Here is a 21,524-nt window from a genome sequence, read left to right as displayed (position 1 = left end):
AAGAGGGCGCCGGCGGCCTCGGCGTATCCGGCCCGCACCCCGCGCCGGGCGGCGACTGGGAAGGGGTGTCGCACGCGGATACCCGGGCGCGACGCTCCGGTTCCAGACCTCACCGAACGGAGGGCAGGGGCCGGTCAGGGGTCAGAACGCGTCGCTCGGCACGTAGTTGCCCCACACCTCCCGCAGCGCGTTGCACACCTCGCCCACCGTCGCCCGGGCCTTCAGGGCCTCCTTCATCGGGTACAGGACGTTGTCCTCGCCCTTCGCGGCCTTCTTCAGGGCGGACAGGGCCGTGTCCACGGCCGTCTGGTCGCGCTCGGCGCGCAGCTTGGCCAGGCGTTCGGCCTGCTGGGCCTCGATGGCGGGGTCGACGCGGAGCGGCTCGTACGGCTCCTCCTCGTCGAGTTCGAAGCGGTTGACGCCGACGACGACCCGCTCGCCCGAGTCGGTCTCCTGGGCGATGCGGTAGGCGCTGCGCTCGATCTCCTGCTTCTGGAAGCCGTGCTCGATCGCCGAGACCGCGCCCCCGAGGTCCTCGACCTTCCGCATCAGCGCGACGGTGGCCGCCTCGACGTCGTCCGTCATCTTCTCGATGACGTAGGAGCCGGCGAACGGGTCCACCGTCGCGGTCACGTCCGTCTCGTACGCCAGGACCTGCTGGGTGCGCAGCGCCAGGCGCGCGCTCTTGTCGGTGGGCAGCGCGATCGCCTCGTCGAAGGAGTTCGTGTGCAGCGACTGGGTGCCGCCCAGAACCGCCGCCAGGCCCTGGACGGCGACCCGGACCAGGTTCACCTCGGGCTGCTGCGCCGTCAGCTGGACACCCGCCGTCTGCGTGTGGAAGCGCAGCATCAGCGACTTGGGGTTCTTCGCGCCGAACTCCTCCTTCATCACACGCGCCCAGATCCGGCGGGCCGCGCGGAACTTGGCGACCTCCTCCAGGATCGTCGTACGGGCGACGAAGAAGAACGACAGGCGCGGGGCGAAGTCGTCGACGTCCATGCCGGCCGCGACCGCCGTGCGGACGTACTCGATGCCGTCGGCGAGGGTGAACGCGATCTCCTGCGCGGGGGACGCGCCCGCCTCGGCCATGTGGTAGCCCGAGATGGAGATGGTGTTCCACTTGGGGATCTCGGCCTTGCAGTACTTGAAGATGTCCGCGATCAGCCGCAGGGACGGCTTGGGCGGGAAGATGTACGTCCCGCGCGCGATGTACTCCTTCAGCACGTCGTTCTGGATCGTGCCCGTCAGCTGGCCGGCGCCGACCCCCTGCTCCTCCGCCACCAGTTGGTACAGCAGGAGCAGGAGCGCCGCCGGGGCGTTGATCGTCATCGACGTCGACACCTTGTCCAACGGGATCCCGCCGAACAGCACCCGCATGTCGTCGATCGAGTCGATGGCCACGCCCACCTTGCCGACCTCGCCGTGCGCGATCGGCGCGTCGGAGTCGTGGCCCATCTGGGTGGGCAGGTCGAAGGCGACGGACAGGCCCATCGTGCCGTTGGCGATCAGCTGCTTGTAGCGGGCGTTGGACTCCACCGCCGTGCCGAATCCGGCGTACTGGCGCATGGTCCAGGGACGGCCCGTGTACATGGTGGGGTACACACCGCGGGTGAAGGGGTAGGCCCCCGGCTCGCCCAGCTTCTCGGCCGGGTCCCAGCCCTTCAGGGCGTCCGGCCCGTAGACCGGTTCGATGGGCAGCCCCGACTCCGACTCGCGCGCCATGGTGTGTGCCTCCGCGTTTCCTTGTTACTCGCCAGTTACTCGTCAGTACGGCCGACTCTCGCCACGGACTGTAGCGGCGGCCGTGCGCCGGGTGGAGTGCCCCACGCTGGGAGCTATCTCACAGCCCGAGGGGTCACTCTGTCTCCCCACCTTGCCCCCTGGTTCGCCGCCCGTCACGTCTGGGGAGACATTCCGGTGTACGGCCGGCGACGGACACCGGTGGGACAGCGGGGGGGCGCCATGCGTACCGGGGCAACGAGGAGAGCGATCGCCGCCGCGGCCGCGGCACTGGCCGCCGTGTGCGGCTGCACGGTGCAGTCCCCGGGCCCGGACGGCCGGCCGCACTCGCCGGTGCACATCGAGGTCCCGGACACCGGGCCGCCCGGCGCCCGCACCAGCGCCCCCGGCGGCGCGGGGCCGGCCCGGACCCCGGTCCGCGCCACCGCCCGGGTCCTGTGGTCCCGCGGCGACAGCGGCCGTGACGTCCGGGAGCTCCAGGCCCGGCTGCGCCAGATCGGCTGGCTGTTCGACGGGCCCACCGGGTCCTACGACGACCTGACCGAACAGGCCGTCAAGGGCTTCCAGGGAAAGCGCGGGCTGCCGCGGACGGGGCGGACCGACACGGTCACCTGGCAGCGCCTGCTGCGCATGACGCACGAGCCGGGCCGGTGGGAGCTGTATCTGATGGGCGGGCAGCCGGCCGGCCCGCCGGACGGGCGCTGCCTGACCGGCCGGGTGCTGTGCATCGACAAGACCAGCCGGACGCTGCGCTGGATGGTGGACGGGCGGACGCTCTCGACGATGGCGGTGCGGTTCGGGACGGAGTACACACCCACCCGCGAGGGTGTGTTCCAGGTCTACTGGAAGTCACGACACCATGTGTCGACGCTCTACGACTCCCCCATGCCCTACGCGCTGTTCTTCAGCGGCGGCCAGGCCGTGCACTACTCCTACGACTTCGCGGCGCGCGGCTACGCGGGCGGCTCGCACGGGTGCGTCAACGTACGGGACGAGGCGGCGGTCTCACGGCTGTTCGCACAGGTGCGGGTCGGCGACAGGGTCGTCGTGCACTGGTGACGCGCGAGGCGCGGCAAGGCGGGAGGAAGAGGGAGGAGGACGGGGGCGCGGGCGGGACCGGGGGAACGTGTCCCGCCCGCGCCAAATGCACGAGCCGTGGGTACGGGGGGAACCCCGGCTCTGTGCGATGGCCGATGACCAGTCGGCTCACTCACTACTGCGCCACCGCCGCGGAAAACGTCACACCCCGCCGGGACAATTTTTCCCGGGGCACGAACTCGCAGGTCGGAGCAGCGGCAGGCGCGGGATCACAGGGCGCTGTAGGTGGGCCCCGGCGACAATGCCGAGGGCGAGACCGGCTCTTTCGGGACCGACGGGGCGGAGTCCGGGAGCTGCGGGGCGAGGACCGTGGGTGCGAGGCCCTTGCGGAGACCGCGGCCGTCACCGTCGCCAGCTTGGTCGCCGCCTTGGTCGTCGCCCTGTTCGCCCTCGGCGCCCTTGTCGCCTTGGCCCTTCCCGCCGCCCTTGCCCTTCCCGCCGCCCTTGCCGTTCTGGCCGCCTTCGTTCTGGCCCTGGTCGTCGCCGCCCGTGTCACCGGAGCGGCCGTCGACCGCCTTCAGGACACCCTGACAGTACGACCACACGCGCGCGGAGCCGCCGGCCGCTCCCTCCAGGTCGCGCCGGCGGTCGGAGTCCAGGGTCCTGCCGTCGCGCAGGTCGCGGCAGGACGAGACCAGCCGGTTCCAGCGGTCGCCGGAATTGCCCTGTTCGTCGCCGGAGCCGGTGGCGGCGCCACGACCGGGGGCGGCACTGCCCTCGCGCGGGGCGCTCCCGGCGTCGCCGTCGGTGGCGCCGGTCGTGGCGCCGGTCGTGGCGCCGCCGGACGCCGGAGTGCCCGGACCGCTGCCCGTGGTGCCGCCGGGCGAGGGCGACACCAGCGGGTGTTCCGGTGCCGCCGGGGCGGAGACGGAGGTGCCGGGGACCGGCTCGTCGCCGCGAAACGGCGTCGGCAGCACGCCGGTGGTGGCCGCCGCCGCGACCCCGCCGACCGCGCCCGCGGCGAGCGCGGCCGACACCGCGAGACGTACCGGCCGGCCCCGGCGCCGCGCCCCGGCGCGCCGGGATCGCCCTCCCGTACGGCCACCCGCGTGCGTGCCGATCCGGACGAGCCCGACCTCGTCGGAGCGCGCGGAACGCGGACGGGAGTGTGCTCCGAGGGCCGCGCCGCGCGCGTCGGTCCCCTCCGCGGCACGCTCGTCGGCGCGTTGGGCGCGCGCCTTGCGGAAAGCGGCCAGCGCGGCGGCCTCACCGGGCAGCGCGGCGTCGGCGGAGTCGTCCGGGTACACGGAGGCGGCCGAGGAGGCGGGAGAAGCGGCCGGGTCCGGGAAGACCCGGGCGGCCTGAGGAGGCGGATACGACTCGGCGGACAGGGCGCCGAGCGCCTTGGCGAGCCGTTCGGCCTGGTGACGGACGGTGATGTCGACGGTGTCCAGTGGCTCCCCGCGCAGCAAACGCTCCGCGGTGTCGCGGTCCAGCCACCTGTGCTGCTCCTCGGCCATCACATGTCCTTCTGCGTCCGGGCACGCATATGCGTCACACCGGCGGACGTCACCGCGTGGCCCCGCGGTGCGCGCGGAGGCGGCAGCGCGTCGAGCGCGTGGGGGGATTCCGGATCGTCGCCGAGGAGTTCCGCGAGCCGTTTCAGACCGCGGTGCGCGGCGGTGCGCACGGCACCGGGGCGCTTGCCGAGCGTCTCCGCCGCGGTCTTCGCGTCGAGGCCCACGACCACGCGCAGCACCACGGCCTCGGCCTGGTCCTGCGGGAGTTGGGCGATGAGCGAGAGGGTGCTGCCGGTGGCCAGGGCCTCCATGGCCTCACCCGCGGTGTCGGACTCGCCGGCCCGGCCGGCCAGTTCCGTCTCGTCGCCGCCGATCGCGGGGCGGCGGCCGCGCATGCGTATGTGGTCCAGAGCGCGGTTGCGGGCGATCCTGGCGGCCCAGCCGCGGAACCGGTCGGCGTCCCCGCTGAACCGTTCCAGATCGCGGGCTATCTGGAGCCACGCCTCGGACGCCACGTCCTCGGCGTCCGGCTCGCCGACCAGCGTGCGTATGTATCCCAGCAGCCTCGGGTGCACGGCACGGTACACAGTCCGGAACGCGGTCTCGTCCCCGTCCTGCGCCGCGAGCACCGCGGCGGTCAGCTCCGCGTCGTCCCCCAGCACCCGTGGTGCCCTTCCTTGCGACTGATTACCGGCACCGCTGTCGCGGACCGGGCTCTGGCCGTCGTGGTTCCTCAGTTGACGGCTGCGGTGTTCGAGGCGGCAGATCGTTGCGGTGGCCATGCCCGCCGCACCTCGGCGCGAAAGGCACGTTACGGCCTGAAACCGCCTGCCGTCCATGACCGTACAACGTGCAACCAACCGGAGCCGGGGCGAGGTGTGACAGAAACCGCACCGTCGGCGCTGTAAGGAATACGGGCCGCGCGGCCCGTGCCGCGCGACGGCCGGGGCCTCTCCTGTGGGGGGTGGCGGCCCCGGCCGTTGCCTCGGTACTCATCGCTCCGCCGCCCCGCCCCGGGCCTCCTCGTCGAGCTGCCGCGCCAGCCGTTTCAACCCCCGGTAGGCCGCGGTGCGCACCGCGCCCGGCCGTTTGCCGAGGACGCGCGCGGCGGCGGGGCCGTCGAGGCCGACGACGACCCGCAGCAGTACCGCCTCCGCCTGGTCGCGGGGCAGCCGGCGGACGAGGTCGAGAGCGCGCTCGGTGGTCATGGACTCCAGGGCCTGGTCATGGGTGCTGTGCGGGCCGGGCAGCTCCAGGACGTCCTGTTCCAGCGTGGCGGCCTGGGGCCGCACCCGCCGTCGGCGCAGATGGTCGAGCGCCCGGTGCCGGGCGATGGTCGCCGTCCAGCCGCGAAAGCCCGCCCCGTCGCCCCGGAACCGGCCGAGGTCCCGCGCGATCTCCAGCCAGGCCTCGGACGCCACGTCCTCGGCGTCGTCGCCGACGAGACCGCGCACGTACCCGAGCAGTCCGGGCTGCACCAACCGGTACGCGACGGCGAAGGCATCCTCGTCGCCTTCCTGGGCCCGCGCGACGGCCGCACCCAAGTCCCCGTCGTGCGCCTGCGCGCGGCGGGGTTCCCCTCCCTGGCCCAAGAACTGTCCTCGTCCGTAGCGAGTCCCCAGACGTGCGCACCACCGACCGGCCGTGTCCACGCCCCCACGGTCATCAGCGTCCGCTCCCACAGAAGTGTCACAGCTCGTCAGCGGCCCCACGGCCACGGCTCAGATCCGCTCGGTCCCCATCGCGTCCCGGCACAGCAGCCGCAGCGACCCCTGACCCGTGAAGCACCGCCCGGCCTCCTCGATGGGGTCCCACAGCCGTCCGTCCGCGGTGCGCACCCAGTGCTCGCCGCCGCTCGCCCACCACTCGGCCCCGCCGCCATGACGGACGATCACCTCGCCGGCGTACGCGCCGAAGCCGCGCAGCACGCTCCGCACGGCCGCGTGCGGAGTGCCCTCGCGGCGTATCTCCTCGATCGTCCGGTCGACGCGCCACAGGCTCTGCACCGAGTAGTCCAGGCGCAGCCGGGCGCCCTCGCGCATCGCCGTCACGGTGTCCGCCGCCCACCGCACCGGTTTGGTGGCGGCCTGGGGCCTGTCCTGCTGATGAGTCGTCACATGCTGGGCTGTCACATAGGGAAGAGCGCGATCCGCCCGTGGTTCGTCACCCACGACCGCGATCTTGCCCACAACCGGCGCACGACCGACGCAGGACCACCGCACCGCACCCGCAGGACGCTCACAGATCTCCGCCGCGCGCCCGGCCCGTCCGGGGCCGCCGGCTCACACCCGGCCGCGGGCCCGGCGGGACACCACCGCCCGCAGGACGCGGCGCCCCTCCGTGGAGACCTCCAGGGCCTGGCGGAGTCCGGCCCGCCCGTGTCCGGCGACCAGCTCCAGGACGGTGATCTGCCGGCGCAACTCACCGGCGACCAGCGGCGACATGCCCTCGACGGAGCCCGGAACGGGGTTCGCCCCGGCGCGGACGGAGTCGAGCGCCTCGGGGAGGGAGCCGTCGGAGGCGGCGTCCTCGGCCGGGTCGAGGAGCCGGTGGATCTGGAGCGAGGCGACCGAGCAGGCGTCGGCCCACTGCCGCACCTCGGCCGCGGACCGGGCGGCCGGCGCGGCGATCAGCATCCGGCGGGCCAGCAGCGCGGCCTCGTCCCCGGCGTCCCCGGCGTCCCCCTCGCCCAGCGCGCCGCGTGCCTGCTCCAGCCGCTCCGCCCAGTCGCCGTCCGAGGAATGGGCGGAGTCCTCGGCGAGGCTCCCCCACAGCGGCCGCAGGACCTCGTCGTCGCCGCCGAGCAGCGGCACACACCGATCCAAACAAGCCAGCCCGCTGGCGGCCAGCCCGCGCTCGTCGGCCTGCGCGATCAGTTCCACCAGGCTCATCCACGCCTCCTCAAAGGGCGCCGACCTCTACGGAGCCCGCACTTGCCCTTACTGCGTGCGATCGGCCGGTAGTTTCACACGGGTTGCACGCAGAGTCGAGCAAGTTGGCATAAGAGAAGGTTTCGGCCAACGACCGAGGTCGGCTGCCGGCGCCGGGGAAGCGAGGTCAGGCCGCGGCCGGCGCCGGTCCCCGCAACGCCTTCTCGTGCTGCATACGGGTCAGCCGGAGCACCACGAGAACGGCGAACACGGCGGCGACGACGTCGAGGGCGTCGCTGAACATCATCTCCCCGGCGGCCTCGTGCAGGGCCTTGGCCGCGACGGCCTGGTTGTAGTGGCTGTCCGCCAGCCGGCCGGCCAGCAGGCCGATGACCCACAGCGTCCACCAGGTATTCACCGGCCAGTTCGACCTGGGCCCGTCCGCCGGGCTGCTGGCCTCCCAGATGTCCACGGCGATCCTGCGCGGGAACCACAGGTTGACGACCGGGGTGAACCACGCGCCGATCGCCCAGCCGCGCTTCATGCTGTGCCCGGAGGGATCGAACACCTCGGCATTGACCCGCACCCGGTAGAACCAGCACAGGAAGACGACACAACTGGCGAGCAGCGTGACCAACTGGGTGACGCCCGCGACGGCGTAGAGCCGGTCGGCGTCGTCGGCCCGCCGCATCACGTCCGCGCCGACCGAGCCGTTCACGAGGTCGCCCGAGACGTCGTACATCACGATGTCCGTCCAGACGGCGAACAGGTCGGCGGCGGCGGCGAGGAGAAGCATCGCGGCGGCGGCCCGGCCGAGTGCGACCGGCGAGCGCAGCCAGGCCTGCGGCCGCCCCGTGTACGGCGGGACGGGCGGCGGCGGGACGGCCGGCGCCGGAACGGCGGGCGCCGGAACGGCCGCGCAGCTGGTGCAGAGAGTGCCGCCGGGTGCCGCCGCCAGGTGGTGACAGCGTGCGCAGATCATGGTGGGTCCCCCCGAGGTGTCGTAGTGGAGCCGTCCCGGCTCCCCCCGGAGCGCGGGCGCGGCACCCGGAACCTACGGCGCCCGCCCTTCGTACGTCCACTCGATTCGGCATCAACCCAGCTTGTCGGCAAGCCCCTTGAACTCCGCCCAGGACATCGCCGGTTCACGCGGGTCCCACAGCTTCTGGACGGTGGCCCGCAGCGGCATCCGGATACCGGCCGCCACCTGGTCCTGGGTCTGGGAGTTCGCCAGGTCGCACCACACGGCGAACGAGCCGCCCAGTATCTGCGCGTCGTACTTGCCGGACACCGCCTCGGTGCCGCGCAGCACGCGCGGGGTCCACTGCTCGTAGATCCGCCGGCCGGTGGGGTAGACGAAGGTCTGCGGCTCGCCGAGGACGTAGTACAGGAACTCGTCGTTGTAGTTGAGCACCTTGCGGCCGGCGTCGAGGTACTCGAGCGGCTGCCGGGCGCCGTACTCCTTGCCCGTCCAGTAGGCGACCTCGATGTCCCGCGCGGGCGGCACCGACGAGCTCCGGAAGAATCCGTCGTTCCAGGCGCGCGGGGTGCGGTCGTGTCCGCGGACGGTGGCGGCGCGGTCGTTCAGCCAGCCCGTCGTCAGGTCGGCCACGTTGCCGCCGGCGCCGTAGGCCTTCCGCGCGGCGGCGGCCAGCTGCGGGTAGGACGCCTCGGGGTCGCGCACGGTGAGCGCCTGGTACTCGTCGCCGCCGAGGTGCCAGTGGCCGCCGGGGAAGAGGTCCGCGTACTCGTCGAGCAGGTCGTCGACGATCGCGGCCGACCGGGGCTCGGAGATGTCGATGGCGCCGCGTGTCGCCACGCCCTGCGCGTTGCGCAGCTGCAACTCGGGGTGGGCGGCTGTCACGGCGCCGAGGTGGCCCGGCGAGTCGATCTCGGGGACGACGGTGATGTGCCGGCCGGCGGCCAGATCGACCATCCGCTTGACCTGGGCCTTGGTCAGGTGATCCGCGGAGACGACCTCCGGGTGCGTGTCGGACTCGATGCGGAAGCCCTGGTCGTCGGAGAAGTGCAGGCCGAGCTCGTTGAACTTCAGGTCCCCGAGTTCCCGAATGCGGTCCTCCAGCCAGTCGGCCGTGTACGGCTTGCGGGCGATGTCCAGCATGAAACCGCGCCGCGGCTTGTCCGGCGCGTCCTCCACGACCCCCTCGGGGGCCGTGCCGCCGCCGTGCACCTCCTGCTTCAGGGTGCGGGTGCCGTAGAAGACCCCCGCGTCGGCCGGCCCGCTGATGGTCACCCGGCCGTCGCGCACGGTCATGGTGTACGACTCGGGGTTGCGGCCCGCGCCCTTGTCCAGCGCCAGCCGGACGTCCCCCGGACGCACGTCGCCGCGCCGGCCGGAGTAGGTGAGACCGAGTTCACTCGCGATCAGCTTCCCCTCGTCGGCGAGGGAGGCGTGGTCCACCACGACCCGGGCGCCTGGCTCCGGGCGCCAGCCGGGGCCGCGGGCGGCGGTGTGGGAGCGCACGGCGGGGATGGTCCGCGGCGCCTGCGACAGCGGGTGGCTGCGGGTGGGGCCGGGACTCCCCGAGCCGGACGGCCCGCCCGGCGCCGCGTCCGCAAGGGACTCGTCGCCCCCTGAGGACCACACGGCCAGACCGATGCCCAGTCCGACGGCGGTGACGAACCCGCCCACGACGACAGCCCGCGTGCGCGGCGGCTTGCGTGCCGGAGCCCGGCGCCTGTGCTTGCTCACCCGGCCAACCTAACGGCCCATGACGACCGCCCGTGTCCACCGCACGCTCTCAAACTCTCCCGTCCGAGTGAAATTCAAGCACCCGTCGAACACGTCATGAGCACACCCGATAACGTAGCGGCGCATCTCTCACGGATTCCCCTGCCGACCCCCCTGCCGACACGCTGCCGGCCTCCTGCCGACATCCCTGCCGACCTAGGACCCACGCTGCCCGCGCAGAACCTGGAGCGCCTCAACACCGCCCCCGCCCCCGAGATCCACCGGACCCTCCTGACCTGCCTGCACAGCCCCCGCTGGGCCCGCCGCGTCGCCGCCCACCGTCCCTATCCGGACGTACCGTCCCTCCTGGCGGCGGCGGACGAGGCGACGTACGACCTGGACCCCGAGGAACTCGCCGGGGCCCTGGCGGAAGAACCACTGCCGAAGCTGCCCGCCCACACGTACGCGGCCGCCTCCACGGCCCTGAGCGCCGGCTACGCCGCCTACGAGGCCAGATTCGGCCACACCTTCGTCATCTGTCTGGACGGCACCGCCCCGGACGAGACCCTGGACCGGGTCCTGCCGGCGATCCGGTCACGTCTGACCAACGATCCGGAGGACGAGCGCGGCGTCGCCCGGGAGGAGCTGCGGAGGCTGGCGAACGGGCGGCTTCGGGGCCTTCTGGGCGCCGCCACTGCGCCGTCCGTGCACCTTTGAGGGCGACTTCGTTCACACGGGCGGACCCCCCGTAAGGCCCCCGCCAGCACCTCGGTACGATACTGGGGGCCGGTGGACCGTACCCGGCCGGGCCCGACCGACAGTGAAGCCGGCGCGGCCCTAATCCCCGCTCCCGGAGGGTTCTTCCGTGCCGGCTGGAACGCTGTACCGCGGCCGGGAAGGAATGTGGTCCTGGGTGGCTCACCGAGTCACCGGCGTCCTCATCTTCTTCTTCCTGTTCGTCCATGTGCTGGACACCGCACTCGTGCGTGTGTCTCCGGAGGCCTACGACAAGGTCGTGGCCACCTACAAGACGCCGATCGTCGCCCTGCTCGAGTACGGGCTGGTCGCCGCCATCCTCTTCCACGCTCTCAACGGCCTGCGTGTCATCGCCGTCGACTTCTGGGCCAAGGGCGCCCGGTACCAGAAGCAGATGCTGTGGACCGTGGTCGGCGTCTGGGTCCTGCTCATGATCGGGGCGATCTACCCCGTCCTCGGCCACGCCGTTCGTGCAGTATTCGGGAGCTGACGCACATGTCCACTGAAACCACCGCTTCCGGCATCGGCCCGGTCGAGGGCGGCGCCGTCTACGGCGTGGACAACCCCGCCCCCCTCATCGAGGCCCCGCGTCAGCGCACCCGGAAGACCCCGAAGTCGACCCGCGGCAACTTCGAGATGTACGGCTGGCTGTTCATGCGGCTGTCCGGCATCGTCCTGGTCGTCCTCGTCATCGGCCACCTGCTGATCCAGCTCGTCCTGGACGGCGGCGTCTCCAAGATCGGCTTCGCCTTCGTGGCGGGCCGCTGGGCCTCCCCCTGGTGGCAGGTCTGGGACCTGCTCATGCTGTGGCTGGCGATGCTGCACGGCTGCAACGGCCTGCGCACGGTCATCAACGACTACGCGGAGCGCGCGAACACGCGCCTGTGGCTGAAGGGTCTGCTGTACACCGCCACGGTGTGGACCATCCTGCTGGGCACGCTGGTGATCTTCACCTTCGACCCGAACATCCGCTAGGCCCCGGGACCGAGGTATTTTCCTGATGAAGATCCACAAGTACGACACCGTCATCGTCGGCGCCGGTGGCGCCGGTATGCGGGCCGCCATCGAGGCGACCAAGCGCAGCCGCACCGCGGTCCTGACCAAGCTGTACCCGACCCGCTCCCACACGGGCGCCGCGCAGGGCGGCATGGCCGCCGCGCTGGCGAACGTGGAGGAGGACAACTGGGAGTGGCACACCTTCGACACGGTCAAGGGCGGTGACTACCTGGTCGACCAGGACGCCGCCGAGATCCTGGCGAAGGAGGCCATCGACTCCGTCCTCGACCTGGAGAAGATGGGCCTGCCGTTCAACCGGACGCCCAACGGGACGATCGACCAGCGGCGCTTCGGCGGGCACTCCCGCAACCACGGCGAGGCCCCGGTCCGCCGCTCCTGCTACGCGGCCGACCGCACCGGCCACATGATCCTCCAGACGCTGTACCAGAACTGCGTCAAGGAGGGCGTGGAGTTCTTCAACGAGTTCTACGTCCTGGACCAGCTGATCACCGAGGTCGACGGCGTCAAGAAGTCGGCCGGCGTGGTGGCGTACGAGCTGGCGACCGGCGAGATCCACATCTTCCAGGCGAAGTCCGTGATCTACGCCTCCGGCGGCAACGGCAAGTTCTTCCGGGTGACGTCGAACGCGCACACGCTGACCGGTGACGGCCAGGCCGCCGTGTACCGGCGCGGGCTGCCGCTGGAGGACATGGAGTTCTTCCAGTTCCACCCGACCGGCATCTGGCGCATGGGCATCCTGCTCACCGAGGGCGCCCGCGGTGAGGGCGGCATCCTGCGCAACAAGGACGGCGAGCGCTTCATGGAGAAGTACGCGCCGGTCATGAAGGACCTCGCCTCCCGTGACGTCGTCTCCCGCTCCATCTACACGGAGATCCGCGAGGGCCGCGGCTGCGGTCCCGAGGGCGACCACGTCTACCTGGACCTGACCCACCTGCCGCCGGAGCAGCTGGACGCCAAGCTGCCGGACATCACCGAGTTCGCGCGGACCTACCTGGGTATCGAGCCGTACACCGACCCGATCCCGATCCAGCCGACCGCGCACTACGCGATGGGCGGTATCCCGACCAACGTCCAGGGCGAGGTGCTCTCGGACAACACCACGGTCGTGCCGGGCCTGTACGCGGCCGGCGAGGTCGCCTGCGTCTCCGTGCACGGCGCCAACCGCCTGGGCACCAACTCGCTGCTGGACATCAACGTGTTCGGCAAGCGGGCCGGCATCGCGGCCGCGGAGTACTCGGCGAAGGCCGACTACGTGGAGCTGCCGGAGAACCCCGAGTCGTTCGTGGTCGAGCAGCTCGAGCGGCTGCGGACCTCCACCGGCACCGAGCGGGTGGCGAACATCCGCCGGGAGCTCCAGGACACCATGGACGCCAACGTCATGGTGTTCCGCACCGAGCAGACGATCAAGACGGCCGTCGAGAAGATCGCCGAACTGCGCGAGCGCTACAAGAACGTGTCGATCCAGGACAAGGGCAAGCGGTTCAACACGGACCTGCTGGAGGCCGTCGAGCTGGGCAACCTGCTGGAGCTGGCCGAGGTCATGGCGGTCTCCGCCCTGGCCCGCAAGGAGTCCCGCGGTGGTCACTACCGCGAGGACTACCCCAACCGCGACGACGTCAACTTCATGCGCCACACCATGGCGTACCGCGAGGTCGGCGACGACGGGTCGGAAACCGTCCGTCTCGACTACAAGCCGGTCGTCCAGACCCGCTACCAGCCGATGGAGCGTAAGTACTGATGGCAACCCCCGTTCTGGACAAGGTGGAGGCGGAGTCCGCCGCTTCCCCCTACATCACCGTCACCTTCCGCGTCCGCCGGTTCAACCCGGAGGTCTCGGCCGAGGCGACCTGGGAAGACTTCCAGCTGGAGATCGACCCCAAGGAGCGCGTCCTCGACGGCCTGCACAAGATCAAGTGGGACCTCGACGGCACGCTGACCTTCCGTCGCTCCTGCGCGCACGGCATCTGCGGCTCGGACGCCATGCGGATCAACGGCAAGAACCGTCTGGCCTGCAAGACGCTGATCAAGGACATCAACCCCGAGAAGCCGATCACGGTCGAGCCCATCAAGGGCCTCACGGTCCTGAAGGACCTGGTCGTGGACATGGAGCCGTTCTTCCAGGCGTACCGGGACGTCATGCCGTTCCTGGTCACCAAGGAGACCAACGAGCCGACGCGGGAGCGCCTGCAGTCCGCCGAGGACCGCGCCCGCTTCGACGACACGACGAAGTGCATCCTGTGCGCGGCCTGCACCTCGTCCTGCCCGGTCTTCTGGAACGACGGCCAGTACTTCGGCCCGGCGGCCATCGTCAACGCCCACCGGTTCATCTTCGACAGCCGTGACGAGGCCGGTGAGCAGCGCCTGGAGATCCTCAACGACAAGGACGGCGTCTGGCGCTGCCGCACCACCTTCAACTGCACCGACGCCTGCCCGCGCGGCATCGAGGTGACGAAGGCGATCGCGGAGGTGAAGCGGGCGCTGATCACGCGCCGCTTCTGACGTTCCGCAGTACGCGACGCCGAGGGCCCCGTTCCATCCGGAACGGGGCCCTCGGCGTGCTGTGCCCGGCTGTCGTCGCCGGGTACGCGGACGAGTCAGCCGCGCAGGACGCGACCCTGCGAGTCCGTGCGGTCGTTGCTCGTGAAGAAGAGGATGGCGTCGATCAGGGCCCAGATGCCCAGACCGCCGCAGGTCAGCAGCTGGGCGATGCCCACACCCACGGAACCGACGTAGAAGCGGCCGATGCCCAGGCTTCCGAGGAAGAGCTGGAGGATGCCCGCGACGATCTTCGACTTGTCGGAGTACGGGCGGCCCTGCGGGTCGTAGCCGTAGGGGGCGTCAGGGGTGGGGACAGTCATGGCTGGTGCTCCTGGGGAGTGGTGAGAACACCCGGAGTGGGAACCTCCGGGGCCAGGGAGCCGACTGCCCCGTCACACGGCATCCGAGCGTGATTCCACGCGCGTCGACCGGATGCGGCCGCCCCCCTGCGCGTTGGGAGCATAAGGATCCGGAAGGGCGGCGCGGGAGGGGGTTCGAAGGAACGTTCCCGTTCTGTGATCAAATTCGGCCACATTGGCGGCATTTGGCACCGCGCCGGCTTCCGGCCCGTCCACTCGCCCTCGTCGATGCCGTACGCGCTCGTCGGCGCCGTACGCCCGCGCCGGCGCCGCACCACCGTCCCGGCGCCGTGCCGACCGCCTCTGGTGCTGTGACCGGAAAGGTTCACCGGCTCGCGACGCCCGGCACGGCACTCCCCCAGCCTTCGGCCGGGGGTACCCCCACGCCCCGTTGTCGCATCACCCGAGTACCTCCAGTACGCGGGCAATGCTCCGCCTTGCGATGCTCCCCCACTGCCTGAACGGCGTGGGAGGTGCCCCCAGCACCGGACGCCGCGAGCTTCCCGGCAAACCTTCCCGGCCACAGCACTAGCCGATGTTGCGGACCACGGTCCACGCCACGGCCACCAGCAGCACCGCCGCCTGTGCCCGGGGGCTGAGCCGGGGGTGCCAGCGGCGCCCGCGCAGCCCCTCCAGGGCCCACTTGCCGAGCAGCGCCAGCGCGAACGGCGCGGCGAGCAGGAGCATCCTGTTGTCCAGCCAGGCCTGGGTGAGGCGGCCGTGCATCAGGTCGTACACCATGCGCGTGCCGCCGCAGGCCGGGCAGAGCAGCCCGGTGACGTACCGGAAGGGGCACTGGGGCAGGACGTGGCCGGGCTGGTGCGGGTCGGTGACGTAGAGGTACCCGGCACCCGCCACCCCGGCGCACAGCACCGCGAGCGGGGCGGCGGCCGGATGCCGCAGCAGCCGGCCGTGCACCGCGCCGGACACCGCGTCAGCCACGCAGGATCCGGCCCTGCGCGTCGGTGTTGTCGTTGCCGGTCAGCAGCATGATGCCGTCGATCAGGGACCAGATGCCGAACCCTCCGCAGGTGAAGAGCTGGGCGATGCCGATCCCGACGTGGCCCATGTAGAAGCGGCCGATGCCGAGGGTGCCCAGGCTGAGCTGGAGGACACCGGCGACGATCTTCGACTTGTCGGAGTAGGGGCGGCCGTAGGGGTCGTAGCCGTAGGGGGCGTTGGGGTCGTACTGCATCCCCGGGGGAGGCGGGTAACCACCGGGAGGCGGGTAGCCGCCGGGCGGCGGCGGGTACGCGCCGGGCGGCGGCGGGTACGCGCCGGGCGGCGGGTAACCACCCGGGGGAGGCGGGTAGCCGCCGGACTGCTGGTTGGGATACCCGTATCCCGGGGCCTGGTTGGGCTGCTGCGGCTGCTGCGGCTGCTCGGACACGTGGCTCCACTCTTCGACTGCCGACGAACTGACGGTCATATTGCAGGAAGAGCGGCTGAAGCGAAACATCGGGGTCCCGCTCGGCGCCCGGCCGTCCGGCCCGAACGAGTGAGCCGGTGCCCGCTGCGCGCCCCGCCTCCCGGACCCGGCGGGCCCCTACCTCATCTGATGGCATGTCGGATGACGAGTCGTACGAGCTGCTCGGGTTCGACAACGCCCTGCTGCCCGTGGGGGATCTGGGCGAGGCCGTGGGGTTCTACGAGCTGGCCGGGTTCGCGGTGGCGTTCCGTCCGGACGAGGCCGGCATCGCACTGCTGAAGGCCGGGGGCGAGACACCGGGGATCCTGCTGCGCGAGGAGGAGTTCGGGTACCGTCCGCCGCCGAGGCCCTCGCCGCGGGTGTGGCTGGAGGTGCCGGACGCGCGGGCGGCGGCGCGCGAGCTGACGAAGGCCGGGATCGACCTGCTCGACGAGCCCTTCGCCGTGGCGACCGGCTGGACCGTCGAGATCGCCGACCCGTGGGGCAACGTGCTGGGTTTCACGGACCACGGCAAACGGCCGGAGCTGGGGCGCAGGCCCTGAGGCGTTCCGTCACCACCGGACTCCCCCCACCCCCGTATTGAACGCGTTCAAAAACAGGTCTAGAGTCACCCCTGTCAGCGTTTTGAACGCGTTCAAAAGAAGGGGTGGGGGGCATGGACCGCACGGTCATCGCCTACGTCATCTATCTGCTCGTCAGCATCGCCCTGACCGTCTGGGTGGCCCGCACGCTCAGCAGGAACGGGCGGATCTTCCTCGCCGACGTGCTGCACGGCGACGACAAGCTCGCCGACGCCGTGAACCACCTGCTGGTGGTCGGCTTCTACCTCGTCAACCTCGGCTTCGTCACGCTGTACCTGAGCGGCGACCAGAGCATCGACGACACACGCGGCATCTTCGAGGCGCTGTCGACGAAGCTCGGCGTGGTGCTGCTGGTGCTCGGCGTGATGCATCTGGGCAACGTGTACGTGCTGAACCGGATCCGCCGCCGCGGGGTGCTGGAGCGCGAGCAGGTCCCGCCGGTCCCGCCGCAGGACTGGGCCGCCCCCGCGGCCGGGGCGTGAGCGCGATGCCGGCCACCGCCGGCCGGGACCGGGACGCCTCCGCGCGCGTCCCGGTCCGCGGGCTGACCGTCCTGTACGACGCCGAGTGCGCGCTGTGTTCGTTCGTGCGCGACTGGCTCGCCAGACAGCCGCAGCTGGTGCCCCTGGAACTCCTCCCGGCCGGCTCCGAGCAGGCCGGACGGCGTTTCCCGGGCCTCGACCACCGCGCCACCCTGGACGAGGTCACGGTCGTCGGCGACTCGGGGCAGGTCTACCGGGGAGCCGCCGCCTGGATCGTCGTCCTGTGGGCGCTGCGCGAGCACCGGCCGCTCTCCCACCGGCTCAGCACCCCGACGGGCGCGCGGCTCGCCAGGGGCGCCGTGCTGGCCGCCGCCAAGTGGCGCGGCGGGCGGTGGGGAGGGGGTGCGTACCGGCGCGGGGACGGGTGGTCCTACGACCCGCGTCACGGCTGGACCTACGACCCACCCGGCTGTGACAGCGGCGCCTGCGCCACTGGCTAGGCTCTGTCCGTGCCCGCGAAGAACGACGACGGCCCCCTCGGGGGCGTGCCCGCCAGCAAGTCCGAGCAGACCCGCGCGCTCATCCTGGAGACGGCCATGCGGCTGTTCCAGGAGCGCGGCTACGACAAGACGACCATGCGAGCCATCGCCAAGGAGGCCGGGGTCTCCGTCGGCAACGCGTACTACTACTTCGAGGGCAAGGAACACCTGATCCAGGGCTTCTACGACCGGATCGCCGCCGAGCACCGGGAGGCGGCCCGGGAGGTCCTGGCCCGGGAGACCGACCTGGAGGCACGGCTGGCGGGCGTGCTGACGGCGTGGCTGGACATCGCCACGCCTTACCACGAGTTCGCGGTGCAGTTCTTCAAGAACGCCGCCGACCCCGACAGCCCACTCAGTCCCTTCTCCACCGAGTCGGAGCACGCGCGCGCGGAGGCCATCGACGTCCACAAGGAAGTGCTGGACGGCGCGCGGACCAAGGTCCCGGCGGACCTGCGGGAGGTGCTGCCCGAGCTGATGTGGCTCTCCCAGATGGGGCTCGTCCTGTACTGGATCTTCGACCGCACGGAGGGCCGCGAACGCAGCTACCGGCTGGCCGAGCGGGGCGCCCGGCTCACCGCCCGCGGGGTGTCCCTGGCCCGCTTCCGGGTCCTGCGCCCCCTGGTGCACGAGGTGCACGACCTGTTCACGGACTTCCTGCCGGGCATGACCCGGCTGATACCGGACCCGGCGGGCAGGGGGAAGGGCACTGCGGCCGGGTGATCACTTCCGGGTGATCGGGCGCGAACGGGACACCCGATGGGCGGCCTGCCTACCGTGATGCTCTCGACACCAGCCCACGGGAGGCACGTGATGTCCGCTGCATCCGTCGAGCGGTCCCATGGCGACCGTCCGTGGATCGCGGAAGCCAACCGGCTCATGGACCGCAATCCGGGGTATCGCGTCGAGATCGTCGGAGGCCGGATCCGCGTGTCCCCGCCCCGCGACGGCCCGCACGGTGCAGCACTGACCGACCTGATGGTGCCCTTTCTGTCCGCCGGACTGCACGGTGCCGAGTCGAAAGTGGTCCAGGGCATCGGCCTTTGGCTTCCCAGCGGCGTCGAGGACTACGCGATCCCCGACCTGTCGCTGCTGGATGCGGACCACCGGGACCATTACATCGAGAACAACTGCTACGACCCCGTCTGCTTCCGTCTGGTCCTCGAAGTCACCTCCAGCAACTGGAAGACCGACGTGCGGAACAAGGTCAAGGCCTACGCGGGCGCCAAGATCCCGGTCCATGTGATCGTCGACCGCAAACACCAGCGCCTCCATGTCCTGACCGACCCCGCCGGTGACGACTACGAGAATCACCGCTCGTACTCCCCCGGCGAAGTCGTCACCCTGCCCGCCGCCATCGGGGCCGAGGTCACCCTCGATGTCGGCGAAATCCTCAAGTCCGGGGAGAAGTCGGCTACTTGACCGCGTCCATCTCGTCCTCCCTCAGTTCCACATCGTGGACCAGGGGGCCGTCGGTCACGACGACGTGGTGGGCGCGGGACCCGTGCGGGGAGGCCGCGGCGGCGAGCAGATAGGTACCCGGGCCCGGTACCGCGACGATGTACGAGCCGTCGGCCAGGGACGTCACCCGGTCCAGTTGCCGGCCCGCCTTGGACAGCAGGGTCACGGCCGCGCCGTGGACGGGCTCGCCCTCCTCGGTGCGGATGAAGCCGTGGATCACCGAAGCGGGACCCGGCTGCCGCGGGAGCGGTGCCTCCTCGGGCTCCTCCTTCGCCTCCACCGCCAGATGCGGCAGACGGCGCTCCAGCCAGGCCGGCAGCCACCAGTTGGCCCTGCCGAACAGATGCATCGCCGCCGGCACCAGTGCCGTCCGCAGCACGAACGCGTCCAGCGCGACCGCCGCCGCCAGGCCGACGCCCGCCATCGCCGCGCCCTGGTTTCCGCTGAGGACGAAGGCGAGGAAGACGCAGACCATGATCAGGGCCGCGGAGTTGATGACCCGGCTGGTCTCGGCGAGGCCCACGCGGACCGCACGGGCGTTGTCCCGGGTGTGCACCCACTCCTCGTGCATCCGGCTCACCAGGAAGACCTGGTAGTCCATCGACAGGCCGAAGAGCAGGGACAGCATGATGACCGGCAGGAACGCCTGGATCGGTCCCTCCTTGCCGAGGCCCAGCAGGTCCAGGCCCCAGCCCCACTGGTAGATCGCCACGAGGACGCCGAAGGACGCGGCGGCGGCGACCAGGTTCATCACGGCCGCCGTCAGCGGCACCAGCAGCGAGCGGAAGGCGACCAGCAGGAGCAGGAAGCCGAGGCCGACGATGGTCACGACGAAGTACGGCAGACGGTCGCCCGTGACGGAGGCGAAGTCCTTCGAGACCGCCGTGACACCGCCGACGTGCGCCTGCGCCCCCGCCCCGGGGATCACCTCGTCGCGCAGGGTGTCGATGAGCCGGTCCGTCCGCTCGGACTGCGGCGAGGTGGTCGGGACGACCTGGATGACGGTGACGCCGTGCGCGGGCGGCAGCGCGGCCACCCGGGCCACCCCGCGGGTCTCGCCGATGTCCTTGACCAGCGCGGTGGTGTCACCGTCGGTGGAGACCACCTGGAGCGGCCCGCTGAAGCCGGGTCCGAAGCCTTCGGCCAGCAGGTCGTACGCCCTGCGGGTCGTCGTCGAGGCGTCGTCGTTGCCCTGGTCGGTGGCGCCCAGCCGCAGCGACAGCACCGGCAGCGCGAGCAGGACCATGACGACCAGCGCGAGGCCCGCGATCCAGGCGGGACGCCTCTGCACCGTGCCCGACCAGCGCGCCGCGAGCGTGCTCGCCCGCTCGTCCCGGGAGGGACCCCCGGCCGCGAGCCGCCGCCGCTGGCGCCGGCTGAGCACCCGCGGCCCGAGGAATCCGAGCAGCGCCGGCAGCAGGGTGACGGCCGCGAGCACGCTCAGCACCACGGTGAGCGAGGTGCCGATGACCACGCCGTCCAGGAAGCGCAGGCCCGTCACCAGCATCCCGGCGAGCGCGATGCACACCGTGCCGCCCGCGAACAGCACCGCCCGGCCCGAGGTGTTGAGGGCGACGACCGCCGACTCCTCCGGTTCCAGGCCGCGCAGCAGTCCGCGCCGGTGCCGGGTGACGATGAACAGCGCGTAGTCGATGCCCACGCCGAGGCCGATCAGGGAGGCGAGCAGCGGGGCGATGTCGGGCACGTCCGTGACATGGCTGATCATCTGGGTGGAGAACAGGCCGATGCCGACGCCGAAGACCGCCACGGCGATCGGCAGGAGCATCGCGAAGAGCGAGCCGAAGGCGAGGAACAGCACGACCGCCGCCGCCGCGAGGCCGACCAGCTCGGACAGACCCGTGGGCGGCTGCTGGATCCGGGTGATCGCCTGACCGCCCAACTCCACCCGCAGGCCGCTGCGTTCGGCCGCCCGCGCGGTGTCGACGACATCCTGCACGAGCTGCTTGGGCACCGCGTTCGCCCGCTCGGTGAAGGTGAGCTGCGCGTACGCGATCGTCCCGTCCCGGCTGATCTGCGCCGCGCCCCGGGCGCCCGTGTACGGGCTGCTGACCGCGCCCACCCCCGGCATCCGGCCGATCTCCGCCAGGGCGGGCTCGATCCGGGCGCGCACCGACGCGTCCCGGACCGACCCCTCGTCGACCTTCCACACCACCGTGTCGGTGTCGCCCGCCGCCTTCGGGAACGCCTTCTCCATCAGGTCGTACGCGGCCTTGGAGTCCGTGTCCGGCAGGGAGAAGACGTTCGCGTAGGCCGTGCCCCCGGCGGACGCCCCCACGCCCGCCCCGAGCAGTGCCACCACCCACAGCAACAGGACCAGCAGCCGGTGCCGGTAGCACCACCGCGCCAATGTCGTCACGCTCTACGCTCCTTCATCCGGGTCCCCCGGGTCCTGGGACACCAGCATCCGCAGCGGCGGGCGCGGACGGGCACATGCCGCCGCGACTCTCAAGGAACTCCAAAGCATCCGCGGCCCCGCCGCCG

General features: G+C 71.7%; 23 protein-coding genes. 11 read left to right on the top strand and 12 right to left on the bottom strand.

Annotated features, from left to right (window positions below; translation table 11 throughout):
* Window positions 1-141 precede the first annotated feature (141 nt).
* Complete coding sequence (locus ACIQMV_RS04440; protein ID WP_402591912.1) at window positions 142-1,665, bottom strand: methylmalonyl-CoA mutase; 1,524 nt, start codon at window positions 1,663-1,665, stop codon at window positions 142-144.
* A 297-nt stretch (window positions 1,666-1,962) separates the two neighbouring features.
* Here ACIQMV_RS04440 and ACIQMV_RS04435 point away from each other — a divergent pair, with 297 nt between their 5' ends.
* Window positions 1,963-2,799: a L,D-transpeptidase family protein gene (locus tag ACIQMV_RS04435; protein WP_402591911.1), complete on the top strand. Its 837-nt coding sequence runs from the start codon at window positions 1,963-1,965 to the stop codon at window positions 2,797-2,799.
* A 248-nt stretch (window positions 2,800-3,047) separates the two neighbouring features.
* Here ACIQMV_RS04435 and ACIQMV_RS04430 read toward each other — a convergent pair whose 3' ends face one another.
* The 7 genes from ACIQMV_RS04430 to ACIQMV_RS04400 form a co-directional block, all read right to left on the bottom strand.
* Entirely contained in the window at window positions 3,048-4,298 is a 1,251-nt protein-coding gene (locus ACIQMV_RS04430) for an extensin (protein ID WP_402591062.1), read from the bottom strand.
* Complete coding sequence (locus ACIQMV_RS04425) at window positions 4,298-4,960, bottom strand: RNA polymerase sigma factor (protein WP_141366323.1); 663 nt, start codon at window positions 4,958-4,960, stop codon at window positions 4,298-4,300. Before ACIQMV_RS04425 ends, ACIQMV_RS04430 begins: the two co-directional genes overlap by 1 nt.
* 330 nt (window positions 4,961-5,290) lie before the next feature.
* A complete protein-coding gene (locus ACIQMV_RS04420; RefSeq protein WP_402591060.1) occupies window positions 5,291-5,890 on the bottom strand; it encodes an RNA polymerase sigma factor in 600 nt (199 codons plus the stop codon).
* A gap of 129 nt (window positions 5,891-6,019) precedes the next feature.
* Complete coding sequence (locus ACIQMV_RS04415; RefSeq protein WP_402591058.1) at window positions 6,020-6,415, bottom strand: hypothetical protein; 396 nt, start codon at window positions 6,413-6,415, stop codon at window positions 6,020-6,022.
* Window positions 6,416-6,580: 165 nt separating this feature from the next.
* A complete protein-coding gene (locus ACIQMV_RS04410) occupies window positions 6,581-7,189 on the bottom strand; it encodes a hypothetical protein (RefSeq protein ID WP_402591056.1) in 609 nt (202 codons plus the stop codon).
* Between the two features lie 166 nt (window positions 7,190-7,355).
* Window positions 7,356-8,150, bottom strand: a complete 795-nt coding sequence (locus ACIQMV_RS04405; RefSeq protein ID WP_402591054.1) for a DUF4328 domain-containing protein — start codon at window positions 8,148-8,150, stop codon at window positions 7,356-7,358.
* 111 nt (window positions 8,151-8,261) lie between these two features.
* Window positions 8,262-9,881, bottom strand: a complete 1,620-nt coding sequence (locus tag ACIQMV_RS04400) for a glycoside hydrolase family 20 protein (RefSeq protein WP_402591052.1) — start codon at window positions 9,879-9,881, stop codon at window positions 8,262-8,264.
* Window positions 9,882-9,977: 96 nt separating this feature from the next.
* On the opposite strand from ACIQMV_RS04400, the gene ACIQMV_RS04395 reads away from it, so the two are divergent.
* From ACIQMV_RS04395 to ACIQMV_RS04375, 5 genes are all read left to right on the top strand, one after another.
* On the top strand, window positions 9,978-10,577 hold the full coding sequence (locus ACIQMV_RS04395) for a 2-oxo-4-hydroxy-4-carboxy-5-ureidoimidazoline decarboxylase (protein WP_141359138.1): 600 nt from the start codon (window positions 9,978-9,980) through the stop codon (window positions 10,575-10,577).
* Window positions 10,578-10,725: 148 nt separating this feature from the next.
* On the top strand, window positions 10,726-11,106 hold the full coding sequence (gene sdhC / locus ACIQMV_RS04390) for a succinate dehydrogenase, cytochrome b556 subunit (protein WP_402591050.1): 381 nt from the start codon (window positions 10,726-10,728) through the stop codon (window positions 11,104-11,106).
* A gap of 5 nt (window positions 11,107-11,111) precedes the next feature.
* Entirely contained in the window at window positions 11,112-11,591 is a 480-nt protein-coding gene (locus ACIQMV_RS04385; protein ID WP_402591048.1) for a succinate dehydrogenase hydrophobic membrane anchor subunit, read from the top strand.
* Window positions 11,592-11,616: 25 nt separating this feature from the next.
* Window positions 11,617-13,371 (top strand): succinate dehydrogenase flavoprotein subunit, encoded by a 1,755-nt coding sequence (gene sdhA / locus ACIQMV_RS04380; RefSeq protein ID WP_141359141.1) that lies wholly within the window; start codon window positions 11,617-11,619, stop codon window positions 13,369-13,371.
* Window positions 13,371-14,132, top strand: a complete 762-nt coding sequence (locus ACIQMV_RS04375; protein ID WP_141359142.1) for a succinate dehydrogenase iron-sulfur subunit — start codon at window positions 13,371-13,373, stop codon at window positions 14,130-14,132. Before sdhA ends, ACIQMV_RS04375 begins: the two co-directional genes overlap by 1 nt.
* A gap of 95 nt (window positions 14,133-14,227) precedes the next feature.
* Here the strand turns inward: ACIQMV_RS04375 and ACIQMV_RS04370 are convergent, their stop codons facing one another.
* From ACIQMV_RS04370 to ACIQMV_RS04360, 3 genes are all read right to left on the bottom strand, one after another.
* Entirely contained in the window at window positions 14,228-14,491 is a 264-nt protein-coding gene (locus ACIQMV_RS04370) for a TM2 domain-containing protein (RefSeq protein WP_141359143.1), read from the bottom strand.
* Between the two features lie 567 nt (window positions 14,492-15,058).
* Complete coding sequence (locus tag ACIQMV_RS04365) at window positions 15,059-15,472, bottom strand: DUF2752 domain-containing protein (RefSeq protein WP_402591045.1); 414 nt, start codon at window positions 15,470-15,472, stop codon at window positions 15,059-15,061.
* A complete protein-coding gene (locus tag ACIQMV_RS04360; RefSeq protein WP_402591043.1) occupies window positions 15,465-15,920 on the bottom strand; it encodes a TM2 domain-containing protein in 456 nt (151 codons plus the stop codon). The genes ACIQMV_RS04365 and ACIQMV_RS04360 overlap by 8 nt, the downstream gene beginning before the upstream one ends.
* Window positions 15,921-16,093: 173 nt before the next feature.
* On the opposite strand from ACIQMV_RS04360, the gene ACIQMV_RS04355 reads away from it, so the two are divergent.
* From ACIQMV_RS04355 to ACIQMV_RS04335, 5 genes are all read left to right on the top strand, one after another.
* Window positions 16,094-16,501, top strand: coding sequence for a VOC family protein (locus ACIQMV_RS04355; protein WP_402591041.1), 408 nt, complete (start codon window positions 16,094-16,096; stop codon window positions 16,499-16,501).
* A gap of 113 nt (window positions 16,502-16,614) precedes the next feature.
* Complete coding sequence (locus ACIQMV_RS04350; protein ID WP_141359148.1) at window positions 16,615-17,022, top strand: hypothetical protein; 408 nt, start codon at window positions 16,615-16,617, stop codon at window positions 17,020-17,022.
* 5 nt (window positions 17,023-17,027) lie between these two features.
* On the top strand, window positions 17,028-17,522 hold the full coding sequence (locus tag ACIQMV_RS04345) for a thiol-disulfide oxidoreductase DCC family protein (protein WP_141359150.1): 495 nt from the start codon (window positions 17,028-17,030) through the stop codon (window positions 17,520-17,522).
* Window positions 17,523-17,531: 9 nt separating this feature from the next.
* Complete coding sequence (locus tag ACIQMV_RS04340) at window positions 17,532-18,284, top strand: TetR family transcriptional regulator (RefSeq protein ID WP_402591038.1); 753 nt, start codon at window positions 17,532-17,534, stop codon at window positions 18,282-18,284.
* A 90-nt stretch (window positions 18,285-18,374) separates the two neighbouring features.
* A complete protein-coding gene (locus ACIQMV_RS04335) occupies window positions 18,375-18,983 on the top strand; it encodes a Uma2 family endonuclease (protein ID WP_402591036.1) in 609 nt (202 codons plus the stop codon).
* On the opposite strand, the gene ACIQMV_RS04330 is transcribed toward ACIQMV_RS04335, so the two are convergent.
* On the bottom strand, window positions 18,976-21,390 hold the full coding sequence (locus ACIQMV_RS04330; protein ID WP_402591910.1) for an MMPL family transporter: 2,415 nt from the start codon (window positions 21,388-21,390) through the stop codon (window positions 18,976-18,978). The two genes, ACIQMV_RS04335 and ACIQMV_RS04330, sit on opposite strands and share 8 nt — an antisense overlap.
* Window positions 21,391-21,524: the final 134 nt, after the last annotated feature.

Origin of the sequence: Streptomyces sp. NPDC091412, from assembly GCF_044756885.1 — a bacterium.
GTDB lineage: Bacteria > Actinomycetota > Actinomycetes > Streptomycetales > Streptomycetaceae > Streptomyces.
This window is presented reverse-complemented; position numbering and strand designations above follow the sequence as displayed.